The following is a 25,695-nucleotide window of genomic DNA, read 5'->3' on the forward strand; positions in this document are numbered from 1 at the left end:
TTTATGAATTTATCCTTTAAAACTCATTTAAAAAATACTTCTCTGGTGATCAGAGTAGCATTGTCTGCCGGAGTTCTCTACTCCTGCGCAACATATAACGTAAAAAAGGGTAAAAACTTATCTGAAATTAAAAATTCTGATATAAAATCTGCCACCGATTTTAAAATATTTCTCGTAGGCGATGCCGGAAATGCAGACGAAGCACAGGCTCAGAACACCCTGAATCTGTTAAAAAGCCAGCTTGAAAAAGCCGACAGCAATTCGATGCTGATCTTTTTGGGCGATAATATCTATCCTTCCGGAATGCCAAAAGAATCTGATAAAAATTATCCACTGGCAAAACAGAAACTGGAAGATCAATTATCCATTGTAAAAAACTTTAAAGGCAAAACACTCCTTATTCCGGGAAATCATGACTGGTACAACGGATTGGACGGCTTAAAAGCGCAGGAAGAACTCGTAAAAAATTATTTAAACGATAAAAAAGCATTCCTTCCTAAAAATTCATGCCCGATTGATGATATTAATCTTACCAAAGACATCAAACTGATTGTAATCGACACGGAGTGGGCTCTGGTCAACTGGAACAACTATCCGGGAATTAATAAAAACTGCGATATTAAAACGCGGGAAGATCTTTTCACAGAGTTTAAAGATTTAATTAATAAAAATCAGGACAAAAGAATTATCGTTGCGCTACATCACCCGATTATCAGCACCGGAACTCATGCAGGATATACCTCTGCAAAATCTCATCTTTTTCCGCTGAAAAGTAAAATTCCGGCTCCGGGAGTTGCCAGTCTCATCAATGTGGTAAGAAGTTCATCGGGAGTAAGTCCTGAAGATCTCAACAACCAGCATTATGCAGATTTAGCCAACAGAATAAAAAGCATTGTTCAGGAAAAGGAAAACATCATTTTTGTTTCCGGGCACGATCATAATTTACAGTATCACGAATTCAGAAACATCAGACAGATCGTAAGCGGTGCCGGTTCTAAAGTAGATCCTGCAACAATTGGCGAGAAAACAGATTTTTCTTACGGAGGAAGCGGTTTTGCGGTTTTGAATATCAGAAAAGATAAAAGCTCGGATGTAGAATATTTTTCAACAAAAAATAATACGCTGGAACAGCTTTCGCACATTCAGGTGATCGATCAGCCGAAAGAATTTGTTAATAATTACCCGAATTCTTTTCCTTCTGAGATAACCTCAACCATTTATCCTGAAAAATTAACGAAAAAAAGAAAATTTTATACGTGGCTTTGGGGAGAACATTACCGAAAATATTACGGAATGCCTATTGAAGCTCCGACTGCGAATATTTCAACGCTTGACGGTGGTTATACTCCTTTTCGTGAAGGCGGCGGAAACCAGTCTAACAGTTTAAGACTGAAAGCACAGGACGGACAGGAATTTGTGATGAGAGGCGTTAAAAAAAGCGCAGTCCGTTTTCTGAACAATATGGCTTTTAAGAAAAGTACATTCGGGAACGAGCTGAACAATACCTTTCCTGAGAAATTCCTCTTGGATTTTTATACAACCAACCATCCTTTTACGCCATTTGCGGTAGGAAATATGGCAGATAAGATTGATCTTTTCCACAGCAATCCACGATTGTTTTATATTCCTAAGCAAAAAGCTCTGGGAGAATACAATCTGAACTACGGGGACGAATTATACATGATCGAAGAACGTTTTTCTTCTGATCCGAAAACGCTGGCTTCGCTGGATAACGCAACAGATATTCTTTCCACAGATGATGTTCTGAAGAATTTCAATAAAAATTACAAATATTCCGTAGATAAAGAAACCTACATCAGAGCAAGAATTTTTGATATGCTAATCGGTGACTGGGACAGACATTCTGACCAATGGAAATGGGCGGAATATAAAGAAGGCGACAAAGTAGTCTACAAACCGATTGCCAAAGACAGAGATCAGGCTTTCAGTAAATACGACGGAGCTGCTTTTAAAATCATTATGAATATTCCGGCAATCCGCCACATGAAAACCTTTAAAGATGATATTAAAAGTGTAAAATGGCTTGCTATGGAACCTTATCCTCTGGATTTGGTATTTCTAAAAGGTTCTACGCAGGAAGACTGGATTGCACAGGCGAAATACATACAGGAACATTTATCGGATAAAGATATTGATGAAACCTTTGCCAATCTTCCGAAAGAAGTTCAGGATGAAACCATTGCAGATATTCAGCGAAAACTGAAACTGAGAAAGACAAAATTAGCAACTTACGCTTCACAATATTATGAGGTACTGCAGGAAAAAGTTCCTCTTGCCGGAACGGTGAATCCTGATAAATTTGTGATTACAAAAACGGCAAACACCGTTAATGTAAAGCAATATAAATTAGACAAAAACAAAGAAAATCCGGAACTGGTTTTCGAAAAAACATATGACGATTCCAAAACGAAGGAACTCTGGATCTACGGACTGGAAGATGACGATATCTACGAAGTTTCCGGAGAGGGAAGACCTAAAATGAATATCCGTCTTATCGGAGGATACAATCACGATACGTACAATGTTTCCAATGGAAGCAAAGTAAAGATCTACGATTTTAAATCGCAGAAAAATACGTACAATACAAACGGTGCGACAAAAAACATTTCCGACGATTACGACATCAATACCTACAACTACAAACATCCGAAATACAATTTTGTTGCAGGATATCCGAATGCAGATTACAATCCGGATGACGGAGTGATTCTCGGTGCGTTGGTTAATTACACGGTCAACAATTTCATCCGCTCTCCTTTTACCCAAAAGCACAGCCTGAAAGTTAATTACTATACGGCAACCGGAGGTTTTAATGCCTATTATAAAGGAATTTTTAAAAAAGCCATCGGAAGCTGGGATTTTAATCTTGATGCAGGATTTACCACGCCGCGTTTCGCCGAAAATTTCTTCGGATTATCCAATGAAAGTATCTATGATAAGGAAGCAGATGACAGAAGATTCAACAGGGCAAGAATTTCAAAGATCAATTTTGCACCTTCTGTTTCCAAGAAAAGTTGGTCGAATGTTTTCAACCAGTTTCAGTTGACTTTTGAAAATAATAAAGTACAGCGAAACGGCGACCGTTTTGTAGATCTTTCACCCGATGTAAGACCTGAAGTTTTCGATAATCAGCAGTTTGCAGGAGGAAATTATACCTTCAGCTATAAAAATCTGGATAACAACGCTTTCCCGACTATGGGAATGGAATTTAAAGTAAATGCAGACTGGAAAACCAATCTTGCCGATACCAAAAGAAATTTTCTGATCTTAAAAGGAACGCTTTCCATAGATCACAGGTTAGACAGCCGCGGAAATTTTGTTTTTGCCAACTCCAGCAACGGAATGTGGATCAACAATAACAATTTTGATTTTTATCAGGCTGCAGCCATCGGCGGAAACAACGGAATGAGAGCTTTCAGAAACGACCGATTCTCAGGAAAATCCTATTTTACCAATAACTCGGAGATCCGTTGGGATTTTGGAAGGGTAAAAAACAATATTGTTCCGGCAAACATGGGCGTTTTACTGGGATATGATGTCGGAAGAGTGTGGAATGACAATGAGGACTCTAAAAAATGGCATCAGTCTGTAGGCGCAGGATTCTGGCTGAGTATTGTAGAAATGTTCTCCGCAAGACTGAATTATTTCTACGGAAGCGACGGAGGAAGAATTTCCGGAGGTGTAGGAATGACGTTTTAAAGTTATACAATTAAGATAAAAATCCGCAGAAAGTTTCTGCGGATTTTGTTATTAAAGTTTACAGTAAAATGCCAGAAAACTCTTTGGAGTTTTATCTGTGTAGAAATCATATTAGAAGTAGGTTCAGCGTTGCGTAGGAACGCTATCTTTAGAACATTTATCGTATTACAGATATCAATCCTACGGATTGATTTATAAATTAATTCTTATTTCTACACAGATTCTGCTCCTAAAGGAGCAAAGATCTTTTACTTCATTATACTTCGACAGGCTCAGCAAGACATTCCTAATACTAACTGTTGTTTTATGATTGTGTCAGACTGAGCCTGTCGAAGTCTTTTTGATAAAAACAGACAATTAAAATATATTTTTCATTATTGAAAATACGTTGTTGAGAGCCTTTCAGCATGACATCATTCTGCATGAGGTTTTATCTGTCTAAATTCATTTATTTCAAACTAAATTGATACACATTTCCGCCTTCTTTCCCATCCTTTTCATCGGCGATAAGTAAAGTTTTATCATCAGCAAAAACAATGGCTTCTTTTTGAGAATTGTGGTTGAGTGAAACTTTTTCAATCTTGGTCTTGCTGAAATCATCTGCTGAAAAACCGGTGAGGATCTGGATATTTTTATGGTTCAGGAGAACAATTTTATCTTTCGTGCTGTTGATGGTTGCGGAAGTAATTGCCGCATCGCTGTATCCTCCGTCAAGTTTTAATTTCCCGATCAGTTTTGCTTCAAAATCTCCTGCTTTGTTAGGAACCTGAAAAACTAAAAAAGTGCCGTCGAAACCTTTGCTTCTGTTTTTGGTGAAAAGGTAGAAATTTCCATTCATCTCTACGAAAGCCTCACAATCGTATAGCCAGTTGGATTTCTTTGGCGGAAATTCCGTCTGTCCTTCATAGTGAAAAGTTGTGGTCTGGGTAACTTTTGTGGATTTTTGGGAGGCATCTTTTAAATCAACTTTTAAAATCGATAAATTCTGCCTGTCATTATCATTATTTCCAAAGTCGCCGATGTAGATATTTCCGGCTGCATCTTTGGTAATATCTTCCCAGTCGTGGTTTTCTGCATTTTCTACCAGAACATCACTCGTAAGGTTTCCTTTTCGGTCTACTCCGTAAATAACGTTTTTATTTCCCTGATCTTCAATTGCCCAGATTGTATTGCTATCCTGAGACAAAGTAATACCGGAAACTTCCTTTAGTTTTTTAGGCAAAGAAAATTCAACCTTCAGATCATCGGTTTTGGGAGCTTCCTGAGCTTTGGGATTACAGCTCAACAGTAAAAATGACGATAAAACGACGATGCGCAACATATTTATTTTTTTAATTTTTTAAACTGAAAATAAGAGAACCTTATATTTTTCTCTAATTTATTAATAATCTGCTGATGATGGAGGAAAAATCCTGCCGCCAAACCAATAAGACTTCCGATAATGGTATCCAATAATCTTGCCTTCATTAAAATTTCCACATCATGATGAATTTCACTTGCTGTTTCCGCCAGAAGAATCGTTAAAGGCGTGATGAAAACCACTGCAAAACCGTAGTTTCTTACAATTAACAATTCAATAATAAACTGTAAAACGGTGATGATAACAATCATGACGATCTTTTCGGGATTAAACAAAAGAATCACCCATGCCAAACCAATTCCAATGAAAGTTCCCAGAATTCTGTGCATATTTCTCTGTCGGACGTGTTCAAAATTCCTGCCCTGCATAATGGCGACTGCTGCAATGGAAATCCAGTAAGTGTTTTTAAATTCCAGAAGATGACCGATGATTAAAGTAAGCGCCATAAAAAACCCGATGATGGTACTTTCTACAAATTTTGTATATCTTCTTTTGTTGAAACTTCTTCTCGGTACGGTTAGCACTTTGCTTTTTTCAATAAAAACGGAGTACAGAAAAGCAAAGGAACAGGAAAGTATCGCTCCCATTGCAACCAGTCCTACTCTTGTGGGGATCATTTCCAGATCAAACTTATAGGTACTCGCCATTGCTGCGACCATAATGAAGAAAAAATTTCCCGGTGGCGGAATTTTAAAATACGAAGAAATAAAATGCGCCAGAAAAGAAATAACGGCAACCGACAGCGCGGCAAAATAAATATTAAACCCGAAAAAAGAACTTACCGTAAAAGAGAAAACAATTCCGAAAGCACAGATCGCGAGATGAATCATTCTCTGTGTAATCGGCGCAGAAGTAAAATATAAAATCGTTAAAGCGCCCAAACTCGAAAGCGCGCCGTAATTCGGTTTTCCTAAAAAATATCCGATAAAAAGGCAGCTTCCGATGCACAGCGCGGCAAGAAAAGGAAAATGCCATTTCCTTTCCGTCTGCTTAAACTCCAAGAGATACTGAAATCTTTTCTGCGTCGGGTTCTGTACCTTCATTTACTGTAAACGTTTAGCTTTTTCCCACAATACATCCATTTCTTCCAGAGAAAGATCGGCAAGATTCAGATTCTGTTCTGAAGCTAAATTTTCCATTTTCTGAAATCTTGAAATGAATTTAAGATTAGTTCTTTCGAGTGCAGAATCGGGATTGATTCCTGAAATTCGGGCATAATTGATTAATGAGAAAAATACATCACCCAATTCCTGCTCTTTTTTATCCAGATCTGTTTCCGCATGAAATTCCTGAATTTCTTCATCCACTTTTTTCCACGCATCTTCAGCATCATGAAATTCGAAACCGATTCCTTTTACCTTATCCTGAATTCTGTAGGCTTTTACAAGACTCGGCAGACTTTTCGGAACGCCGCCCAGAATAGATTTGTTTCCTTCCTTCAGTTTAAGTTTTTCCCAGTTCTGTTTTACTTCCTCTTCGTCTTTCACTTCCGTGTCTCCGTAAATGTGAGGATGGCGGAAAATTAATTTTTCGTTCAAAGAATTAATGACATCCGCAATATCGAAACTGCCTTTCTCAGAGCCTATTTTGGCATAAAAAACCAGATGAAGCAGTACATCTCCCAACTCCTTTTTTATTTCGTGCAGATCATTCTGCAAAATGGCATCCGAAAGTTCGTAGGTTTCTTCCAGCGTTAAATGGCGGAGCGATTCCAGCGTCTGCTTCTGATCCCAAGGACATTTTTCGCGCAGATCGTCCATAATGTCTAATAATCTTCCGAAAGCTTCCAGTTTTTCCTGTTTGGTATTCATACGTTTGAGAATTCAAGTCTTACAAATTTACGTGAAATCTTTGTGAAAGTTCTTTTGTCCTGAAATAAATGAGGGTTGTCGTTGGCTTCGGCTCCGCTCAGCCAACGGTGTTGCTCATTCCTTTGTGATTCTTGGTTTTATTCTACAGACCATCATAGTTGGCTTCGGCTCCGCTCAGCCAACGGTGTTGCTCGTTCCTTTGTGATTTTGAGTTTATTTTACAGACCATCATAGTTGGCTGAGCGAAGTCGAAGCCAACAGTTTTGCTCATCCCATTATGATTCTTGGTTTTATTCTACAAACCATCATGGTTGGCTGAGCGAAGTCGAAGCCAACGTTGCGGTTTCATTACATTCTGCGGTTGGCTTCGGCTCCGCTCAGCAACCGATTACGCTCAGCCAACCTTATCCCTTCATCTTTTTATGGCAATTTCCCACAATCAGCGGGGCGGCTTCCAGTAATTTTATGAGCTGGAAGTAGGGAATGATGATCTTCTTTTCCGTTTCACAACTGAAATTTCCCAACGAGAAGTAGGCTGTTGCCGACAGAAAATCATCAAAATCCTGCAAAGTGCAGACTTTAAAAGCGTTCTGAAATACGCGTAGCGGATTCCGGTATTCTTTTTCTGAAAGGCTCATTGTTGTTTTGGGAAAACTGATTTCCGTTGAGTTTTTAAACTTCCCTTTTTTACCTTTTTTCGCGATGTGATGAGCAACGAGAATGAATGACCGTAACGATTGGTACAAATAGAAAATTTCGGCGGGTTCTTTTGCAATTCGGGTGTTTTTCTGTACTGAAGATTGAACCATTTCATTTAGGGTTTCTTTTGTTGCAGCAGGATCATTGAACTGGAAAAAGGTTTCCAGTAAATTTATGGCGGTATGTTTTCTCGTTCCTGACCAGAATTTGGCTTCGAAATCTGTTTTTTTCTTTTTCATGAGTCTGTTTTTGGGTTATCGTTTTTTATGAATTTCAACAGGTTGGTTTTTAATAGGTTGGTTTTTCGCAAAGGCGCAAAGTTGTTTTAAAATAGTATGCTTTAAGACGCAAGGATTTTATCTGCGATAAAATTTATCATCAACATTATAAAAGAAAATCTTTGATTTTCTCTTTGCGTCTTAAAAGAATAGGACTTTTATCAAATCTTGCGCCTTAGCGTTTTTCCAATATTTATATAGATTCTTATTCTTATTCTTATTCTTAAATTTAAACATCATCCTTTATCGAAAATCTTTGATTTTCTTGCGCCTTAAAGATTTGATATGAATAAAAAAACTTTGCGCCTTCGCGTTTTCCAACAAGAATATTTTTATTTATAAAAAGCTTAAACAAGCCCTTTAAAAAATTCTAAAATCAGTTTATTCTGATGACAAAAGTTTGCCAAATGGAACAACAGCGCTTCCCGATCTTTGGCAGAGAAACCTTCTGCATTTTTTAAATTCCTTTCGGGATGAAAATAATTTGGAAAATTAAAAGAAAGCCAGTACTTTTAAGGGTGATTTTTAGCGTACTTCGGCTTTCCTTTAGGCGTAAAGGAATTTCGAAGGGTAAAGGTTTTTGGATAAAACTGTACTCCGACTTCCTGCGTTTGCGGGCAGTCTCGGTGTAGCGCTGTTGTTGGTTTTGCAGCAGAACTCCGTTTATTCGGGAGGTGCTGAAAACAGCAGGGTTGAGATCTTCTTATTCATCATCTGTGTATTTTGAAAATTTGTAACTGAAACCTATCCAAAGACCCCATTTTTACCGACGAAAAAGTGCTGAACTTTTTGTTGTCGGCTTGGAATGCGTCTTTTCAATTAGGCTTTTGAGGCTTTTGCTAATTCGCTGATACAAATATAAAAAAAATAATTTATACCACACTATAGTAGGGTAAAAAAAATGGAAAAAATATTTACATTTGAGACTTATCAATTTGATTTTGCTTTTATTGAACATGTAAAGACATTAAGAATATCAAAAGGTTGGTCTCAAGAAACACTTAGCATCGAGATGGGAGTTGCTAAAAAATTTATAGGAAATGTTGAATCTTATAAGCAACATCAAAAATACTCTACCCGCCATATTACGTTACTGGCAAAAGCATTCGGCTACAAAAATATTTCCGAACTCATGGACTTTCCACAACACGACCGAATTAAAGTAACCGTGAAGCAGGTTTACAACGAAAGCGGAACAAAGGTGATGGAAAGTAAAGTGGTGGGAATTGAGGGGATTGAATAAAAAAACTCCTGAGTTTTCAGGAGTTTTTGGTTGGTATATAAAATCGTTTAATATTCAGTTTTAAGCACTTTCCTTTTCTGACATATATTTACAATTTAATTTATTCAATATCACTTTTTATATGTATCAGATACATATTCTTGCTTAATAATTATTATTTCATATTCAACAATATATGTACAACTTCAACAGTTTCCCCATTATTATCATGTCTGGAAATACCAACTTTCATATTTGCAAAATTATGCAGTTCATCTCTTACACTAAATCCTGAAATAGGATACTTATCACCGTAATTATCATTGGAATTTAAATTCTTAATGTATTGAGAATAACTAATCCACAAATTATCAAATCTTTCAGCCTCACCAAATACAATTATAAACTTGCGTTGAAGTTCATGTGTATCATATTTTGAAAGTAATTTTATGAGATGTCCTGAAACTACGGTGTTCTTAGGTCCACAACTTTCAAGTCTAAAACATTCAATAATAGTAACAGGAATTCCATTATTCATTCTAATCATTATATCTATTTCGCCTGCATCTTTACCATTGCTAGAAATTCCGGATCTCGTTTGATCGGCAACATTATGTCCTTGTGTTCTCAACAAATCAACTATATCATCATTAATTAAATTTTCAATTTGCTTCTGAAATTTTCTTTCAAGAATTCGTGATCCTACTTCAATAAGATCATTAAGAATCTTATCAAGTGAATACATTGCATTATTTTCTGGTTCTAAATTATCAATTTTATATAAGCCTAGGAGTTTATGTACGTTTACTCCTGTAGCACTTACCTCACATGGTATTGTCTTGAAAATATTTTCCGTTCCTATTTTTCGTACAAAAACATAGTTAAATAAGTGAGGAGTCATTGAATTTATACATTCTGGACAGTTACATGGAATTTTTTCAGGAACGTCAGGATAATTTAAGGATTGATGAATATCATTTAACTCTTTGCGTATGATTTCAAGTAAAAAAGATGCAATATTTCCATGAATCCAAATAAATAGTTTACGAGAATATTGATCCGTAGTTATCAATGCTCTTGTATTTTCTCTTTGAATAATTACTCCATTTTTCCAGAAGGTTTTATCGAAAATCAATTTTCTTGTTCTTACGATAAATCTAGCCATTATTCCTGCAGGCATAAAATCATAATGATACTCAAACCGTAAATTATCATTATAATCCCAATCAAATTCAAGTTTTTCAGGTTTAAGTAACTCTGGGATTAAAAAAACATTTTGTTCAACTTCAAAACACAATTCAAACTTCTTCATTAGCGTAACTATATATGGATGTTTATCACGCGGAAATTCATAAAGAATAGAATCTAACATATCAGGATCAAATTCGCCATTACGAGCTATAACTTCTTTAGAATCAAGTATCTTATATACAGCATTTGTAGCCCATTCTGGTTTCAAGAACAAGATATTTCTCAACAAATTATCATCTTGAAAATGAAGAAAAACCCCAAGATCATGAAAATATTGACTTAAGAAAAGTGCTCTTTGATTAGATAAGCCGTGTTGATTACAAATATTTAAATATTCTTCTGCTGAAATATAATTTGAATCCAAGGATTCCAATATTGTTCTTATTTCTAACCAAACTTTAGGAAGCTTATCTCCAATTAATGGTAGAGAATTGATTTCATTTTCAATTTTTGTTGTTAGCAAATCAATATTCTTCCCACTACTAGCACTAACTTGATGGAACGAAACAATATTTTTAAATTTTGCTTTTAATGACCTTTCATCAATATTAATTATCCTCTCATCTATCTTATTTAATACAATTATAATAGGAGAATTATTACTCAAAAGACGAATAACATTTAGCCAATAATCAAAACTAATCAAATGCTGATCAGTTCTCGCTTCCCAAACTAATAGATAAAGAGATCTATTTGTTAGGAAAAATTGATGTGTTGAATGATAAATTTCCTGACCTCCAAAATCCCATACGTTAACTCTAAAATCAGGTGATGACAGAGTCTTTATTCTCCAGGATTTTATATCAATTCCTTCTGTAGTATTAGTTTCAGGTATTGAATTATGTATTAAACGATTCATTAAGTAAGTTTTTCCAACATTACCTTGTCCAACTATTAATAATTTTGCTTCAAATAATTGTACATTATCACCTAGAGATAAATAATAGTTTATGATTCCTGAAGCTCCTTGAGAGGAAATTTCTATTGGAACTTTACCAATTGGATTACTATCAAAATCCAAAAATTCAAGCGAGGTAAGATTTTCAAACTCCTTCGGCAATGAAGAAATTTTATTTCCGCTTAAGTTCAATCTCTTTAACTTTTTAAGCTTGCCTATGCTAGTTGGCAAATATTTAAGGTCATTAAAACTTAGATCAAGTTCAATTAAATTTTCCAAACAATCAAATGCATCATCCTCTATTGAGCTTATTTTATTCTCGGATAAATCTAACTTTTCTAAAGTATTAATATCACTAATTGCGCTCGGGAACACTTGTAATCTGTTCCCTTTAATACTCAAGTCTTTGCATTTTGGATATTCTACAAAGTCATCAGAGATTGATGTTATTTGATTATAGCTAATATCAACTTTTTCAATATCCATTAAATTTCCAAAATAATGACCACTTATCAAATTTATTTGATTATCTCCTAAGTTCAAATATTTAATATTTTCAAGAGTAAATACAATAGTTGGTAATTCTTTAAGAATATTATTTTTTAAACTTAAATGCTCTAATCTTTTAAATTGAAAAAACCAGTCTGGAATTTCTGGAATTGAATTACCAAATAAATCTAAATACTTTATCTCTGTACATATTTTTAGCTCATTAGGAATTCTCTTTAACCTTCCAGTGGTTAGTTGAACTTTATGTGTATTATATTTTAGATCTTTTAGTTTATTTTTGATATGTGGTTTCATACAAGTTTAGTTAGTATTGCTTAGCAAAGTATTAGTATTTTTAGACAATGAATTAAATAATAAATGAACCTTCTCAAACAATGAAATTGTGCTAACCAAATAAGTCCTTTGAAAATTTATTCCGAAGTTAGTTGTAATCTCAGCCCAACTATCAAAAATCTCCAATTAGCTTTATTTACTCTCAAAAGCTTTGGGCTATTTCATTAAAATTATTTCTTAGTTTTGATAAATTCTATTTATTGCTTAATTCACAAATGTAATAATAAGAAATTATCAACGTTTACGGCAATCCGTATTTATACGGAATTTATATAGAGTATATTAGCTTTTTATATCAAAAATTTATGCAACAAAAAAACCTCATCATTTCTGACGAGGTTTTATATTTTAAATTCAAGCAAATGAATTATCCCTGCTTTCTGTGGGTGCTTTTAGGAGCAGATTTTGCGGCAGAAGTAGCTTTTACTTTTGGTGCTGCAGGTTTTTCTGCTTTTGGCGCTTTTTTAGGCGCTTCTTTTTCTACGTTTACTTCTTCCGTTGCTGCTTCACCTTCTAAAGTTTCAGGCTCTGCTTTTACGAAGCTTTCCGGCGTAATGTATCCCGCTTTCTGAAGGATGTTGTACCACTGCGCCAGTTTTTTGATGTCTGAAGCATATACTCTTTCGGTATCGTAGTTCGGAAGAGAAGCCGTCATGAATTCTTTCAGTTCAGCATCTGTTGCTTTATGGTGGATCGCTTCTTTGTAATCGTAGTTTTTAGCAATATTTTCAAAAACTTCGAACAACGGAACTTCTTTATCAAAGGTAAACATCGCGATGTTATCCAACAAACTTACCTGACTGGAGTTTCCAATGCTTACTTTTTTCTTCGTGGTAACGTCTTCAATAATAAATCCGTTTCTTAATTGTGAAACTAATTTGAAAAGTCCTGGTTTTCCTGAAATTGAAATTATTTTTTCTAACAGCATAATTTTATTTTTTGTAAATTCTGCAATCGGCATTCCGCCTTTTGCTATTTAATATTTTTTTTATTTTAATTCAAACTTTATTTTGGAAATCTCATCTTGTAACCGATGCTTACATCACCCTGAGTAATTTTCGACAGTTTACCTTTTACAAGCTTCTTTTTCAAGGCGCTTAAATGGTCTGTAAACAAAATTCCTTCTATGTGATCGTACTCATGCTGAATTACGCGGGCTCTAATATCGGAAAAAGTTTCTGTATGTTTTACAAAATTTTCGTCATAATATTCGATCACGATGGTTCCTTTTCTTTTTACATCCTCTCTTACATCCGGAATAGAAAGACATCCCTCGTTGAATTTCCACTCTTCACCGGATTCTTCAAGAATTCTGGCATTAATGAATACTTTCTTAAATTCTGCCAGTTCATCCTTAATATCCTCATAATCTTCATCTTCTGCCAAAGGACTTACGTCGATCACAAAAAGACGGATATCCAGTCCGATCTGTGGAGCAGCCAAACCAATTCCGTTGGCGCTGTACATGGTTTCGAACATGTTGCCTATCAATTCCTGTAGCTCGGGATAATCTTTGTCTATATCCTTCGCTACTTTTCTTAAAACTGGGTCACCAAAGGCTCTTATCGGTAAAATCATCTTGTTCTTTGTTCTAAAAAATTCTGCAATATGATGGTTGCGCTTACTTTATCTATTAATCCTTTTTCCTGTCTTTTCTTTTTATTTTTTCCGCTTTGGGAGATAAAAAACGAAGCCATTTTGGAGGTAAATCTCTCGTCGAAGCGGTGTACTTTTATCATCGGAAATTCTTTCTGAAAAACTTCAATGAATTTTAAAATATCTGTTTCCACTTCGGATACATTCCCCTTCAAATCTGTCGGAAGACCGATTACCACTTCATCCACCCGATTTTCACCGAAATATGTCGTTAGAAAATCAATAATTAATGAAGTCTGCACCGTCTCCAGACCGCTCGCAATAATCTGCATATCATCCGTTGCAGCAATGCCGCAACGAGCTTTTCCGTAGTCTATTGCAAGGATTTGTCCCATAGGTTTGCAAATTTAGTAAATTTTAATGATTTTATTCCAAACACAGTTTTTTTTATAAATCAATGTTTTAATCCGCTAATTTTTTTATAATTTTAATTCTTCAAAAACAAAATTATGAAGAAACTCATCCTCGTAAGACATGCGAAAAGCGACTGGCCGGAAGAAACGGAAGACTTTGACAGACCTTTGGCAGACAAGGGTTTGGAAGAAGCAATGCATATGTCCAGATTCATGAAAAACAATAACGTAGCGATCGATTACTTTGTATCGAGCCCCGCAGTACGCGCACTGAATACGTGCAAAATTTTCAACCAGACTTACCAGATCAGCATTAATACGAATGAGAAACTTTATAATCCTTCCGAAAGCAATTTCGAATCCGTAATCTACGATCTGGACGACAGCCACGAATCGGTTGCCTTTTTCTCTCACAACAACGGAATTTCCAATTTTGCGAATTCCATTTCCGAAGATATTTTCCATTTTCCAACCTGCGGTGTTGCCGGTTTCGAGATCGACTGCAATTCGTGGTCGGAATTCGACGGAGCCAAAAAGAAACTGCTGTTTTTCTACGATCCGGGAAAGATTAAATAAATCGTCTGTAAAAATTCCCCTCCTTTGGAGGGGTGGCGAAAATTCGAAAGAATTTTTGACGGGGTGGTTTTAGAATGTAGGTGAATTTGTGAATGGTGAATTTTTGGTTTAATATTATATTTTATTAATTTCAAATTTAACCTTAAATTGAGGGTTCGATGAGTATAGCCACACGCTTTTTAACACTTAAGTCACATAAGATAAAAGATAAGGTTTGCGAATATTTTAGAACACTTTAGTTTTTAAAAATCTTTGATTTTTTTGCATAATGAAATTGAACAGTTTGGAGGCTGAAGATATTGATACCAACACATCACCTGCTAAAATTTGTGCCAATCTATGGGAAATTTTCAACTAAAAGAACACAAGTTTTTAACACTTAAGTCACATAAGATAAAAGATAAGGTTTGCGAATATTTTAGAACACTTTAGTTTTTAAAAATCTTTGATTTTTTTTCTAATATGTTCTGAATATTTTCAAGGGTTTAAGAATATCTCATGTGACTTATGTGTTAAAAAATTTTTTAACCTTTATAAAAAAGCCTAAATAAACTTAATCAATAATTTTGCTAAAGCATTTCTCTCCGCTTCAAACAAAAAGACGAGCAAAAGCCCGTCCCTATTGATAATCAAATTGAATGATTTTTACTGAATTATTTTCTTTTCAGATCCAGATCATCAAAATCAAAACTGAAATCTGTAACGTCTGAAATGGGTTTTAATCTTGCAGATTGAGCTTTTCCGGTTTCATCATAATCAAAAATAATATAAGCATCGGCATCGTAGCTTCTGTCGTCCCATTTGATGATGAAAGAATTATTGGAATACGGGAGAAGTTCTCCTTTCAGGCGTGGAGAACTTTTGCATGAGATTCTGTAGGTACTTCCCTGCTGCGCAATTTCCACATCACCAAACCATTGATCGTTGTACATTCCTACAAACTGCTCCGGTTTTGGCTGTAAATTTTTATCTTTTTTAAATGTTTCAGATTTTGCAAAAGCCTCTTTTTTCTGCTTATCAAAACTTTCTTCCATTTTTTTCAGCCGGTCGCCGTAGGTTTTCAGCCAGTTGCGGCCTGCAATTCCCAGATAAGAATCTTTCACGGTATTGGTAATCGTGTTGAAAGCCGATCCCGATTGCTGATTCGTTAAAACGACAATTCCCAGCTTCATATCCGGAATCAGCGTAAACTGCGTTACCGTCCCGATCAGTCCTCCTGTATGCTGAATTTGTTTGTGACCTTTCACATCGCTTAAAAACCAACCCATTCCGTATCCGTAGAAACTGGTATCATAAGGATTTTTCGCCGCCACTCCACTCGGAATCTGTAAACCCCACAACTGCTGAACATTTTTATCTGAAACTAATTTTTTACCGTCTTTCGTTGTGAAATTATTCAACAGAAATTCTGCCCAAGTCGTCATGTCTTTAATGTTACTCATAATTCCTCCGGCTGCGTTGGCTGTTTCGTTCCAGTCGTGAGGAACAGCGATGGCTTTTCCGTCTACTGGTGCATGAGCATCAATTTTGTTCGCAACAGCTTTGGCTCTGTTATAACTTCCAAAACTTGAAGTCATTCCTACAGGTTTCATAATGCGCTGTTCGATAAATTCTGCCCAGCTTAATCCTGAAACTCTGTGGATTACTTCTCCGGCTACGATAAACATAATATTATTGTAGTCTAAAGTTGTTCTGAAAGGATTTTCAGGCTTTAAATATCTTACGTTGTGAACGATATCGTTTACCGTTAAATTTCCGCCTTCCGGAAAGAACATTAAATCTCCCTGTCCCAAACCTAATCCTGCTCTATGTGTCACCAGATCTTTAATAGTAACATTCTGCGAAACATACGGATCGTACATCTGAAATTCAGGAATGTATTTTGAAACTCTATCGTCCCAGTTCAGTTTTCCTTCGTCTGCTAAAATTGCCAAAGCGGTGCAGGTAAAACCTTTGGAATTGGAGGCGATTCCGACCAATGTGGTATCGTCCATCGGTTGTTTGGAAGTTAAAGAACGTACCCCAAAACCTTTGGAATAAATTACTTTTCCGTCTTTAATCACACCAACCGACATTCCCGGAACGTCGAAAGTTTTTAAAGTGTTCTGGACCAATTCATCCAGTTTTTTCTCTTCAACCTGCGCATTCGCAATCCCAACCGATAAAAGAAGAAGGAAAAAAGAAAGTTTCTGCTTCATTTTTAATTTTTTTCAAATGTAGTAAATAAAGCGGTTTAAACTTTTCATATTATACTCAATAACAAAAAGTCTGTTTAAACTTTTATTTAACCGCAAAAGCCACAAAAGATCAACTAAACTTTTATTTAAAGCTTTAATTATTACTTTGATTCTTCGAAACAAAATACTGAAATTTAAAAAGGACTTATCTGCAAAAGATTCTTCATTTCATAATGATTCGCAAAATTTCATTCTGAATGACAGTTCTGAAACTAAAATTACAAGTTGGTTTAAACTAATTTTAAAATCCTGCAAAGAGAAAAAATCTTTGATTTTTTTAACTTATGTGCTCTTTTTTTCCATTTAAGTAGTAAACTTAAACAAGTAAAGTGTTAAAATCTTTTGCATCTTTTGTGGTAAAAAAGCTTAAACAAGTTTATATTAATGAATGTCATTACAAGCCTCAAGGAATAACAATAACATTAAAGATGTTTATAAATCTTCAGAAAAAATAATTTCAAATCTTATCTTTGCAGAGAATTTTAAATAATGACGAAAATCCTGCTTCTTTCCGACTCTCATTCTTATATCGACGACCGTATTTTAGAATATGCAGGTCAGGCGGATGAAATCTGGCATGGCGGAGATTTCGGAAGTATGGATGTAATTGAGCAGCTTGAAAAGATAAAACCACTGAAAGGAGTTTACGGAAATATCGACAACGCAAAAATCCGTTCTGAGTTTCCGGAAGTGAGTCGTTTTAGATGCGAAAATGTAGAAGTTCTCATGATCCACATCGGCGGTTATCCGGGAAAATACACACCGTTGGCAAAGCAGGAGATTGCTGAAAAAGCTCCGAAGCTGTTTATTTCGGGACATTCACACATTTTGAAGGCAATGTTTGATGAGAAAAACAATCTTCTCCACCTGAATCCCGGAGCGTGCGGAAAACAGGGATGGCATAAAATGCGGACAATGATGCGTTTTGTAATTGATGATACGGAAATAAAGGATTTGGAGGTTATTGAATTGGGACCGAAGTTTTAAAATAATTTTTAAACCATTAAGAAAAAAATTGAGGAGTTAAGAATAATAAGAGATTGCTTCGTTCCTCGCAATGACAGTACTATGAAAATAGGCGATAAAGTTTCTGTAGTAGATGAAGATTTAAGCGGGGTGGTTACTTCCGTGAAAGGAAATATCGTGGTTTTTAAAGATGAATACGGTTTTACGCATCAATATCCGAAGGAGAAACTGGTTCCGAAAATCTCGGATTTTTATGAAAATACACCCATTATAAAAAAAGCGGAGCCGAAAAAAGTAATCTCCAAAGCACATCAGAAAAATCATTTGGTTCTTGATCTTCATTTTCATAATTTAGTTAAAAATCCAAATGATTACACCAGTTTTGAAAGACTTTTCATCCAAAAAGAAAGATTGGTGGAAACCATCAACTTTTGCAGAAAACACAATCTTAAAAGGCTGGAAATCGTACACGGAATCGGAGACGGAGTTTTGCAGAAAATGGTATTCGATACGTTAGAAAGCCAGACGAATGTGGATTTTTATAATAAGGAAATACTTCATCATCAATCGGGTGCGGTAATGGTAGAATTTCACTAAATTTGCAGGAATCAAATTATGAATATACTTAATTTACTTTTTACCAAAGACGGATTAATCTACCAGATTGCTAAAAATAAGAGCATTGTGGAAGAGAAATCGTATTTCGTGGATGAAGAATCTCCGGAAAACTTTATTTCGGATATGCTGGATAAAGTGCTTCTTCTGCAGAGATTTGATGAGATCCATGTGATTTCCGCACTCAATCATTTCACGTTGATGCCGGAAGGTTTTTCGGAGCATGAAGCAGGATTCGATCTTATCGCCTTCAACGCTCCTGTGGATAAAGAGAAAGAAGAACTGATGCTTTCGATTAACGAAAAGTTTAAAATTCAGTTTTATTATACATTTCCGAAGCATTTTTACAAAAAGATTAAAGAACTGGCGCTGCCTGTTCAGTTTAATTTTTCCGGTGAAAAGTTTTTAAATTCCATCAATAACAAAAACAGCAAAGAAATTCACATCAACCTGTATCATAACCAATGTGAGTTTTTCGCGATAGACAACAAAAAAGTTATCTTATACAACAATCTGGATGTTAACTCTGAGGTAGATTTCCTTTATTTCGTGATGTTTACTTTAAGCAAAATCGGTTTCGGAATCAATGAAACCAATTTCTACGCGTACGGAGAAACTACTGAGAATGAAACGTTTATTTCAGAGCTTCAGAAATTCGTAAAGAATATGAAAATTGTATTTGATAATATTCCTTCTAAAAATTTTATATTAAATTAGGTTGCAGAAGATCAGATAGCAGGTTTTAGTTTATCTGCAATCTTTTACCTCCAATCTAAAACCTATCAATTATGTACAGAATCATATCCGGCAAATGGAAAGCCAAAAAAATCGCCGCTCCAAAGAATTTTGATGTAAGACCAACTACGGATTTTGCCAAAGAAGCACTTTTCAGTATTCTGGAAAACACCTACGATATGCAGTCGGTTTCCGTACTGGATCTTTTTGCGGGAATCGGTTCTATTTCGTTTGAATTTGCTTCAAGAGGATGTCAGGATATTACGTCCGTAGAAATGAATCCGAAACATACGTCTTTTCTTAATTCTACCGCTTCTGAACTTGGATTCAGTCTGCAGGTGAATGTTCAGCGGGGTGATGTATTCAACTGGCTGAAGAAATTCAGAAACAAAAAATCTTTTGAAATTGTTTTCTCCGATGCTCCTTTCGAAATGGAAGAAAAAAAGTATCAGGAAATTATTTCTCTGGTTTTAAACAATAAATACCTGAAGGAAAACGGAATTCTAGTGATAGAACACCAAAGCCGAATGAAATTTGATCATCCGAATTTAATCGATACCCGAAAATACGGAAATGTAAGTTTCAGTTTTTTTGAACCGAATAGGGATGAAGCCTGATTTCTTGGCTCTTATAATTGGGCTTCTATTTATACCTTTTTTATTTTTATTTTTCAGAAGCCTATTTTTCAAATTCACATCTTATAAGATAATCTTTAGAATTTGTATTGCTTTATCAATTTTAGGGATAATAGCTTTAATAATAACAGATATACCCCAAAATAAGCCAAACTTTTATCTATTCTTATTCTGCCCTATATATCAATTTGTTCTTTTGCATTTCAGTTTAAATATTTTTAGAAAATACAACGAAAGAGATCCAATTGATGCTCCCAGATTTTCTTCATTTGATTATGATAATGACTGGCTTTTTTACTTTACCTATATGATGTTGAGCTTATGTTTGCCAATAGCTGTATTAGCTTATTTTTTTCATTAGTTCACAATTTCTACTTTGCTGGAATTTTGTACCGCACTTTCGCCCCATTTTGCAATTTCTTTTAAAAGAGGAAGCAACGTTTTTCCGAAATCCGTTAAGGTGTATTCTACCATTAAAGGCGGCTTTTCTGTGTACACCTTTCTGTCGATAATATGATCTTCTTCAAGCTGTTTCAACTGTAAACTTAACGTTCTTTCTGTAATTGTGGGAATTAATTTTCTTAGCTCGTTGTATCTTTTTGCTCCATCAATCAGATAAAACAAAATCACGGCTTTCCATTTTCCGCCGATAAATCTCATGGTAACCGTTGTACAGCACGGATATTCTTTATTATCTATGGAATACATTTTTTTCATACTATCATTTTAGACCGTTATTGCAAATATATTAAACATACATTAATTTTGCAACTATAAAAAATATAGTATAAAAATTATGAGCTTTTTAGAAAAAATGAAATCGAGATATACCGTAAAAAAGTATAATCCTCAAGGTACAATAGGTGAAGAACAGATTCAGCAGCTTAAAGAAATTCTGCATTTAAGTCCATCTTCCATTAACAGTCAGCCATGGAATTTTGTGTTTGTATCGGAACCGGAAACAAAAATACAGCTTGCCGAAGCCTCTTATTTTAACAAAGAAAAAGTATTGGACGGAAGTCATCTTATCGTTTTTCAGGCACTTAAAAATCCTGAAGATTTTGAAAAGCAGATTGAAGAAAATCTTCCGGAAGGTTCGGTAACTTATTATAAAACTTTTGTAAAACCAAAAGGTGAAGCGGAGATCAGATCGTGGCTGAAACATCAGGTTTATCTTTCATTGGGCGTTTTGCTTTCTGCGTGTGCAGATATGGAAATAGATTCTACTCCGATGGAAGGAATTGAAACTGAAAAATATGATGCGATTTTAAAGAACGAAAAGTACGAAAGTGTTTTTGCGGTAGTGATTGGCGTAAAGTCTGAAGAAGACAAAAACCAGCCGGTTCATACCCCGAAAAGAAGACTGGAAAGACAGCACGTAATTTTGGAAATTTAATTTATTTAAATGCAAAGATTAATATAATCCCCGAAATTATTTAAGAGAGCAAAGAGTGGCGACAAAGTCGCTTATGAAGTATGCTTTATAAAATCAATTTTCAATTGATTAATTCTTAGCTCACTAAAAATAAACTTTGAAAAATAAATCTTTGCGTTAAAGAATCTTATATAGAAAAAGCTGTTTCAAATTGAGACAGCTTTTGTTTTTTATAATACTTTCAATTCTAAATCGATGGTTTTTCCGAAGAATTTCTTTGAGATTTTTTCGAAATTTTTCGTTAAATCCGAAAGATAGAAATGGTAATTCGGTTTCGGATTCTGCTCATTCAGCAGATGATACTTATCCAGAATGATTTTTAAATGATTGGCGACAATATTCGGAGAATCAATCACACGAACACGGTTTCCGTAATATTGCTTGATTTCATCAATCAGCAACGGATAATGCGTACAACCCAAAATTAAGGTCTCAATATTCTTTAATTTACTATTGCTCAGATAATTGTAGATAATTGCGTGGGTAATCGGGTGATTTTTAAAACCTTCCTCAATGGCAGGAACCAATAAAGGCGTCGCCAGTTCATCCACCTTGATCCATTTATTGTGCTTTCTGATGCTTTTTTTATACAACCCCGAATTCACCGTCGCTTTCGTTGCGATGACGCCCACATTGTTGTGGATTTCATAGGAAACTTTTTCTGCAACCGGATTAATTACGTCAATCACAGGAACTTTTCCCGCAACAGACTGCATCACTTCATTCAGCGCATTTGCCGTTGCTGTGTTGCAGGCAATAACAATCGCTTTACAGTTTTGCTCCAACAGAAAATTGGTGATTTTTGTAGAATATTCGATAATAGCTTCCTTCGATTTTTCACCATACGGAAGATGTTTGGTATCGCCGAAATAGATCAGATCTTCGTTTGGAAGAAGTCTTTTTATTTCTTTGGCAACTGTAAGTCCGCCCACTCCGCTATCGAAAATTCCGATAGGCTGCTTCTGGGAAAGATGCGAATAATCCTGCTTTTTAGTTTTCAAAATTGAGCTGAAATTTTATACAAAAATAGTGAAATTGTTGGATGCAGAAGATGGATGTTACAAGTTTTTCACAAACCGTTCTTCCAACTTGCAGCTTTAGACTTTCATCTTAGACGATGAACAGATCCGAAGCAATTCCGTCTGCCATAAACCAGTGTTTTTCCGTAATTTTCAGGTGATTGTTTTCTGTTATCAAAATTCCTTCTTCAAGCTTTGATTTGATTTCATTCTGAAAATGTTCTAAAATGCTGTCATTAAATTTTTCTTTTAAGCTTCCCAGATCAACGCCCCATATTGTTCGTAAGCCAATCATGATCATTTCATTAAACTGATCGTTTTGAGAAAGAAATTCCTCTTCTTTAGCCAAAAGATTTGAATTTAAGTTTTTGATATACTGCTGATTGTTCGCGACATTCCAGCTTCTCACATCGAAGCCGTTATAAGAATGTGCAGAAGGACCAATTCCCAGATATTCTTTATATTTCCAGTAAGAAGAATTGTGTCTTGAGTAAAATCCCGGTTTGGCAAAATTGGAAACTTCATAATGCTCAAAACCATTATCTTTCAGAAAATCCGATAAGTAGTAAAATTCTCTGTTTTGTTCTTCTTCCTTCGGGCTTTTTACTTTCCCTTTTGAGATCCAGTTTTCCAAAGCCGTTTTCGGCTCAACCGTTAAAGCATAAGAAGAAATGTGCGGAACTTCAAGCGCAATGGTTTTATTTAAATTCTCTTTCCAGATTTCCAGATTGGAAGTTGGCGAACCGTAAATTAAATCAATGCTTAAATTTTCAAAACCAAAATCCTGCGCTCTTTTGATGGAATCTTCGGCTTCGTTTGCAGTATGCGCCCGATTCATTAATTTCAGATCTTCCTCAAAAAAACTTTGGGTTCCTATGGATAGACGGTTTATCGGGGATTCCGACAGTCCTTTCAGGAAGTTTTTATCCAGATCATCAGGATTCGCTTCTAAAGTGATTTCGATATCCTTTTCAAAAGTAAAATGTTTTAATACCTCATCAATTAAAAATTTGATTTCATCCGGCGAAAGAATAGAAGGTGTTCCGCCTCCAAAATACAGTGACTGTAAGTTTTTGTTTTGCAATTCATTTTTTCGGAGAAAGATTTCTTTCTTCATCGCAGCCAGCATTTCATCCTTAAAGTTTAAAGATGTTGAAAAGTGGAAATTGCAGTAGCTGCACTTTTGCTTGCAAAACGGAATGTGAATGTAAATCATAAAAAAAGCCCTGAAAAAATTCAGAGCTCAAATTTATTTAAATTAAATCAATTAATATCTATAACCTCTGTGGTTAATGAAGTTATCGAAGTTATATCCTAACCCGATCATGAAGCTGTTTCCTCCATATTCCTGAATATCAGACAAACCTAAGTTGTAAGTAGCTCCAATCATGAATTTGTTGAATCTTACTTTTACAACAGGAGCAATCTGTAATTGCTGACTGTCGAATCTGTTCTGAACAGATCTGTAGCTTACCCCGAAAGAGAATGCATTGATATCGTTAAAGAACGTTGCCATTAAGTTATAATCAATCGTTCTTGTAGAGTTTGTGTTCAGGTTAATTAAAGCTGAAGGTGTGAAATAGATGTTATCACCTACATGCCAGTCATATCCTAAGTTTAAGAAAAACTTGATTGGAGAAGGTTCACGTCCGTTTACGATCGCTTCATCGTTGGTAAGTGCGATATCATTAACTGAAACTCCAGCGAAAATATTTTTGTAAGTTGCCTGTGCTCCGAAGTTTGCATAAGCCATGAAGATATTACTTTCACTTCCCTGCAATAACGGATCTGAAGCATCCTGCGTGTTAATCTTTGAATAATCAAAATTCATGTTGTAGAAGCTAACGCTTGTACCGAAAGAGAACTGATCTTTTCTGTCTCCGTCGCTGCTAAGAGGAATAAAATATGAAGCACCCGCTGTAATACCGCCCGCAGAAATAGGACCGTTGCTGTCTCTGAATACAGACAAACCTGCTCCCACTCTATCAAAGATGTTCGCGTTGATCCCTACCGACTGAACGTTTGGAGACTCACTGAACTTCGAAAATTGCTGCTGATAGTTAAGATTAAGCTGCACATAGTCGGTCTTTCCGTATTGTGCCGGGTTGAACAAAAACTCACCATCTAAAAGATATTGTTGATAGTACGGTAAAGTTTCTTGTGCTTTGTATGCATTTGACAAAAGAGCTAAACATACGATAGCATATAGTTTTCTCATAACAAATCTTGATTTCAATTCAACAAATATAAAAAAATTCTCAATATATTTTTAGTTTTCTAAATAATTTCTCCATTTTTTTACAGCATCCGCCATATCTTTCGGCATTGGGCTTTCAAAATATAATTCCTTCTTGGTAGTGGGATGTATAAATCCTAAAGTATGGGCATGAAGCGCGTGTCTGGGCAAAATTTCGAACACATTTTTTATAAACTGCTTATACTTAGGAAGATTCACTCCACGGAGAGGCGTATGTCCTTCATATCTTTCATCATTAAACAGTGTATGACCGATATGTTTGAAATGTGCTCTGATCTGATGGGTTCTTCCCGTCTCCAGCTTACATTCTACCCAGGTCATGTATTTAAATCTTTCTAAAATCTTGTAATGCGTTACGGCATGCTTTCCCTGGCTTCCGTCTTCATACGTATGCATCTGCATTCTGTTTTTCGGGTGACGCCCGATATGCCCCTTTATTGTACCCGCATCATCCTGCACATTGCCCCAAACAAATGCCCAATATAACCTTTTCGTTTTTCTGTCGAAAAATTGTTTTGCCAAAAAGCTCAGCGCATATTCGTTTTTTGCAACAACCAGTAATCCGGAGGTGTCTTTATCAATTCTGTGAACCAGCCCTACCCTGTCGAGATCAGATTTTTCGCCATTCTGCTCGAAATGATATGCCAAAGCATTTACCAAGGTTCCGTCCCAGTTTCCGAATCCCGGATGTACTACCATTCCCGGATCTTTATCTACAACGATAAGATCATCATCTTCGTATACAATATTGATAGGAATATTTTGCGGAATGATAACATTTTCCCTCGGAGGATGTGCCAAAAGTACAGAAATCTGGTCTCCGGGTTTTACACGGTAATTCTGTTTTACCGCAACACCATTCACAATAACATTTCCCGCTCTGCAGGTCTGTGAAATTTTATTTCTGGAAGAATTCTGACGGAAAATCAACAAAAACTTGTCGATTCTCAAGGGTTCCTGACTTTTATCTACCGTGATATTAAGATGCTCATACAATCCTTTATTTTCCTCATCAATATCAAGATTATCGATACTGTTCTGATCTAATAATTCTTCGTCCAAAAAATCTTCGTTATCTTCTGCCATTGTTTTATCTTTTATACAAAAGGCTTCAACATAATGAAAGTTG

22 protein-coding genes are annotated in these 25,695 nt (G+C 35.5%); 8 read left to right on the forward strand and 14 right to left on the reverse strand.

Annotated elements, in window-relative coordinates; all coding sequences use genetic code 11:
* The first annotated feature begins 3 nt into the window (after positions 1 to 3).
* The gene (locus BW951_RS11945; RefSeq protein WP_076393041.1) at positions 4 to 3,720 is read left to right on the forward strand and encodes a metallophosphoesterase; all 3,717 of its coding nucleotides are present in this window, start codon (positions 4 to 6) and stop codon (positions 3,718 to 3,720) included.
* A gap of 448 nt (positions 3,721 to 4,168) precedes the next feature.
* Here the strand turns inward: BW951_RS11945 and BW951_RS11950 are convergent, their stop codons facing one another.
* The 4 genes from BW951_RS11950 to BW951_RS11965 all read right to left on the reverse strand — a co-directional run bounded on the left by BW951_RS11950 (position 4,169) and on the right by BW951_RS11965 (position 7,829).
* Entirely contained in the window at positions 4,169 to 5,041 is an 873-nt protein-coding gene (locus BW951_RS11950) for a hypothetical protein (protein WP_076393043.1), read from the reverse strand.
* A gap of 2 nt (positions 5,042 to 5,043) precedes the next feature.
* Positions 5,044 to 6,123 (reverse strand): FUSC family protein, encoded by a 1,080-nt coding sequence (locus BW951_RS11955; RefSeq protein ID WP_076393045.1) that lies wholly within the window; start codon positions 6,121 to 6,123, stop codon positions 5,044 to 5,046.
* The gene (gene mazG, locus BW951_RS11960; RefSeq protein ID WP_076393047.1) at positions 6,124 to 6,891 is read right to left on the reverse strand and encodes a nucleoside triphosphate pyrophosphohydrolase; all 768 of its coding nucleotides are present in this window, start codon (positions 6,889 to 6,891) and stop codon (positions 6,124 to 6,126) included.
* A 404-nt stretch (positions 6,892 to 7,295) separates the two neighbouring features.
* The gene (locus tag BW951_RS11965) at positions 7,296 to 7,829 is read right to left on the reverse strand and encodes a hypothetical protein (RefSeq protein WP_076393049.1); all 534 of its coding nucleotides are present in this window, start codon (positions 7,827 to 7,829) and stop codon (positions 7,296 to 7,298) included.
* Positions 7,830 to 8,769: 940 nt separating this feature from the next.
* Here BW951_RS11965 and BW951_RS11970 point away from each other — a divergent pair.
* A complete protein-coding gene (locus BW951_RS11970; protein ID WP_076393051.1) occupies positions 8,770 to 9,111 on the forward strand; it encodes a helix-turn-helix domain-containing protein in 342 nt (113 codons plus the stop codon).
* Positions 9,112 to 9,265: 154 nt separating this feature from the next.
* Here BW951_RS11970 and BW951_RS11975 read toward each other — a convergent pair whose 3' ends face one another.
* The 4 genes from BW951_RS11975 to ruvX form a co-directional block, all read right to left on the reverse strand.
* The gene (locus tag BW951_RS11975; protein ID WP_076393053.1) at positions 9,266 to 12,043 is read right to left on the reverse strand and encodes a COR domain-containing protein; all 2,778 of its coding nucleotides are present in this window, start codon (positions 12,041 to 12,043) and stop codon (positions 9,266 to 9,268) included.
* 406 nt (positions 12,044 to 12,449) lie between these two features.
* A complete protein-coding gene (locus BW951_RS11980; protein ID WP_076393145.1) occupies positions 12,450 to 13,010 on the reverse strand; it encodes a DUF5606 family protein in 561 nt (186 codons plus the stop codon).
* 77 nt (positions 13,011 to 13,087) lie between these two features.
* Entirely contained in the window at positions 13,088 to 13,660 is a 573-nt protein-coding gene (gene def / locus BW951_RS11985; protein ID WP_076393055.1) for a peptide deformylase, read from the reverse strand.
* On the reverse strand, positions 13,657 to 14,073 hold the full coding sequence (ruvX, locus tag BW951_RS11990) for a Holliday junction resolvase RuvX (RefSeq protein WP_076393057.1): 417 nt from the start codon (positions 14,071 to 14,073) through the stop codon (positions 13,657 to 13,659). Before ruvX ends, def begins: the two co-directional genes overlap by 4 nt.
* A 114-nt stretch (positions 14,074 to 14,187) precedes the next feature.
* On the opposite strand from ruvX, the gene BW951_RS11995 reads away from it, so the two are divergent.
* Positions 14,188 to 14,667 carry a SixA phosphatase family protein gene (locus tag BW951_RS11995; RefSeq protein WP_076393059.1) on the forward strand — a complete coding sequence of 160 codons (480 nt, stop codon included), beginning with the start codon at positions 14,188 to 14,190 and terminating at the stop codon, positions 14,665 to 14,667.
* A 653-nt stretch (positions 14,668 to 15,320) separates the two neighbouring features.
* Here BW951_RS11995 and BW951_RS12000 read toward each other — a convergent pair.
* Positions 15,321 to 16,865: a serine hydrolase gene (locus BW951_RS12000; protein ID WP_076393061.1), complete on the reverse strand. Its 1,545-nt coding sequence runs from the start codon at positions 16,863 to 16,865 to the stop codon at positions 15,321 to 15,323.
* A 528-nt stretch (positions 16,866 to 17,393) separates the two neighbouring features.
* On the opposite strand from BW951_RS12000, the gene BW951_RS12010 reads away from it, so the two are divergent.
* From BW951_RS12010 to BW951_RS12025, 4 genes are all read left to right on the forward strand, one after another.
* A complete protein-coding gene (locus BW951_RS12010) occupies positions 17,394 to 17,891 on the forward strand; it encodes a metallophosphoesterase family protein (RefSeq protein ID WP_076393065.1) in 498 nt (165 codons plus the stop codon).
* Between the two features lie 81 nt (positions 17,892 to 17,972).
* Positions 17,973 to 18,467 (forward strand): Smr/MutS family protein, encoded by a 495-nt coding sequence (locus BW951_RS12015; RefSeq protein WP_076393067.1) that lies wholly within the window; start codon positions 17,973 to 17,975, stop codon positions 18,465 to 18,467.
* A gap of 18 nt (positions 18,468 to 18,485) precedes the next feature.
* On the forward strand, positions 18,486 to 19,202 hold the full coding sequence (locus BW951_RS12020) for a DUF3822 family protein (RefSeq protein ID WP_076393069.1): 717 nt from the start codon (positions 18,486 to 18,488) through the stop codon (positions 19,200 to 19,202).
* A 71-nt stretch (positions 19,203 to 19,273) separates the two neighbouring features.
* A complete protein-coding gene (locus tag BW951_RS12025; protein WP_076393071.1) occupies positions 19,274 to 19,837 on the forward strand; it encodes an RsmD family RNA methyltransferase in 564 nt (187 codons plus the stop codon).
* 375 nt (positions 19,838 to 20,212) lie between these two features.
* Here the strand turns inward: BW951_RS12025 and BW951_RS12035 are convergent, their stop codons facing one another.
* Positions 20,213 to 20,563: a winged helix-turn-helix transcriptional regulator gene (locus tag BW951_RS12035; RefSeq protein WP_076393147.1), complete on the reverse strand. Its 351-nt coding sequence runs from the start codon at positions 20,561 to 20,563 to the stop codon at positions 20,213 to 20,215.
* A gap of 88 nt (positions 20,564 to 20,651) precedes the next feature.
* On the opposite strand from BW951_RS12035, the gene BW951_RS12040 reads away from it, so the two are divergent.
* The gene (locus tag BW951_RS12040) at positions 20,652 to 21,251 is read left to right on the forward strand and encodes a nitroreductase family protein (RefSeq protein WP_076393075.1); all 600 of its coding nucleotides are present in this window, start codon (positions 20,652 to 20,654) and stop codon (positions 21,249 to 21,251) included.
* Between the two features lie 209 nt (positions 21,252 to 21,460).
* Here the strand turns inward: BW951_RS12040 and murI are convergent, their stop codons facing one another.
* From murI to BW951_RS12060, 4 genes are all read right to left on the reverse strand, one after another.
* Entirely contained in the window at positions 21,461 to 22,291 is an 831-nt protein-coding gene (gene murI / locus BW951_RS12045; RefSeq protein WP_076393077.1) for a glutamate racemase, read from the reverse strand.
* A gap of 109 nt (positions 22,292 to 22,400) precedes the next feature.
* Positions 22,401 to 23,525, reverse strand: a complete 1,125-nt coding sequence (gene hemW / locus BW951_RS12050) for a radical SAM family heme chaperone HemW (protein WP_076393079.1) — start codon at positions 23,523 to 23,525, stop codon at positions 22,401 to 22,403.
* A 51-nt stretch (positions 23,526 to 23,576) separates the two neighbouring features.
* Positions 23,577 to 24,527: a PorP/SprF family type IX secretion system membrane protein gene (locus tag BW951_RS12055; RefSeq protein ID WP_076393081.1), complete on the reverse strand. Its 951-nt coding sequence runs from the start codon at positions 24,525 to 24,527 to the stop codon at positions 23,577 to 23,579.
* 51 nt (positions 24,528 to 24,578) lie between these two features.
* Positions 24,579 to 25,652: an RluA family pseudouridine synthase gene (locus tag BW951_RS12060; protein ID WP_175608815.1), complete on the reverse strand. Its 1,074-nt coding sequence runs from the start codon at positions 25,650 to 25,652 to the stop codon at positions 24,579 to 24,581.
* Positions 25,653 to 25,695 lie beyond the last annotated feature (43 nt).

It is taken from the genome of Chryseobacterium gambrini, from assembly GCF_900156825.1.
Taxonomy (GTDB): domain Bacteria; phylum Bacteroidota; class Bacteroidia; order Flavobacteriales; family Weeksellaceae; genus Chryseobacterium; species Chryseobacterium gambrini.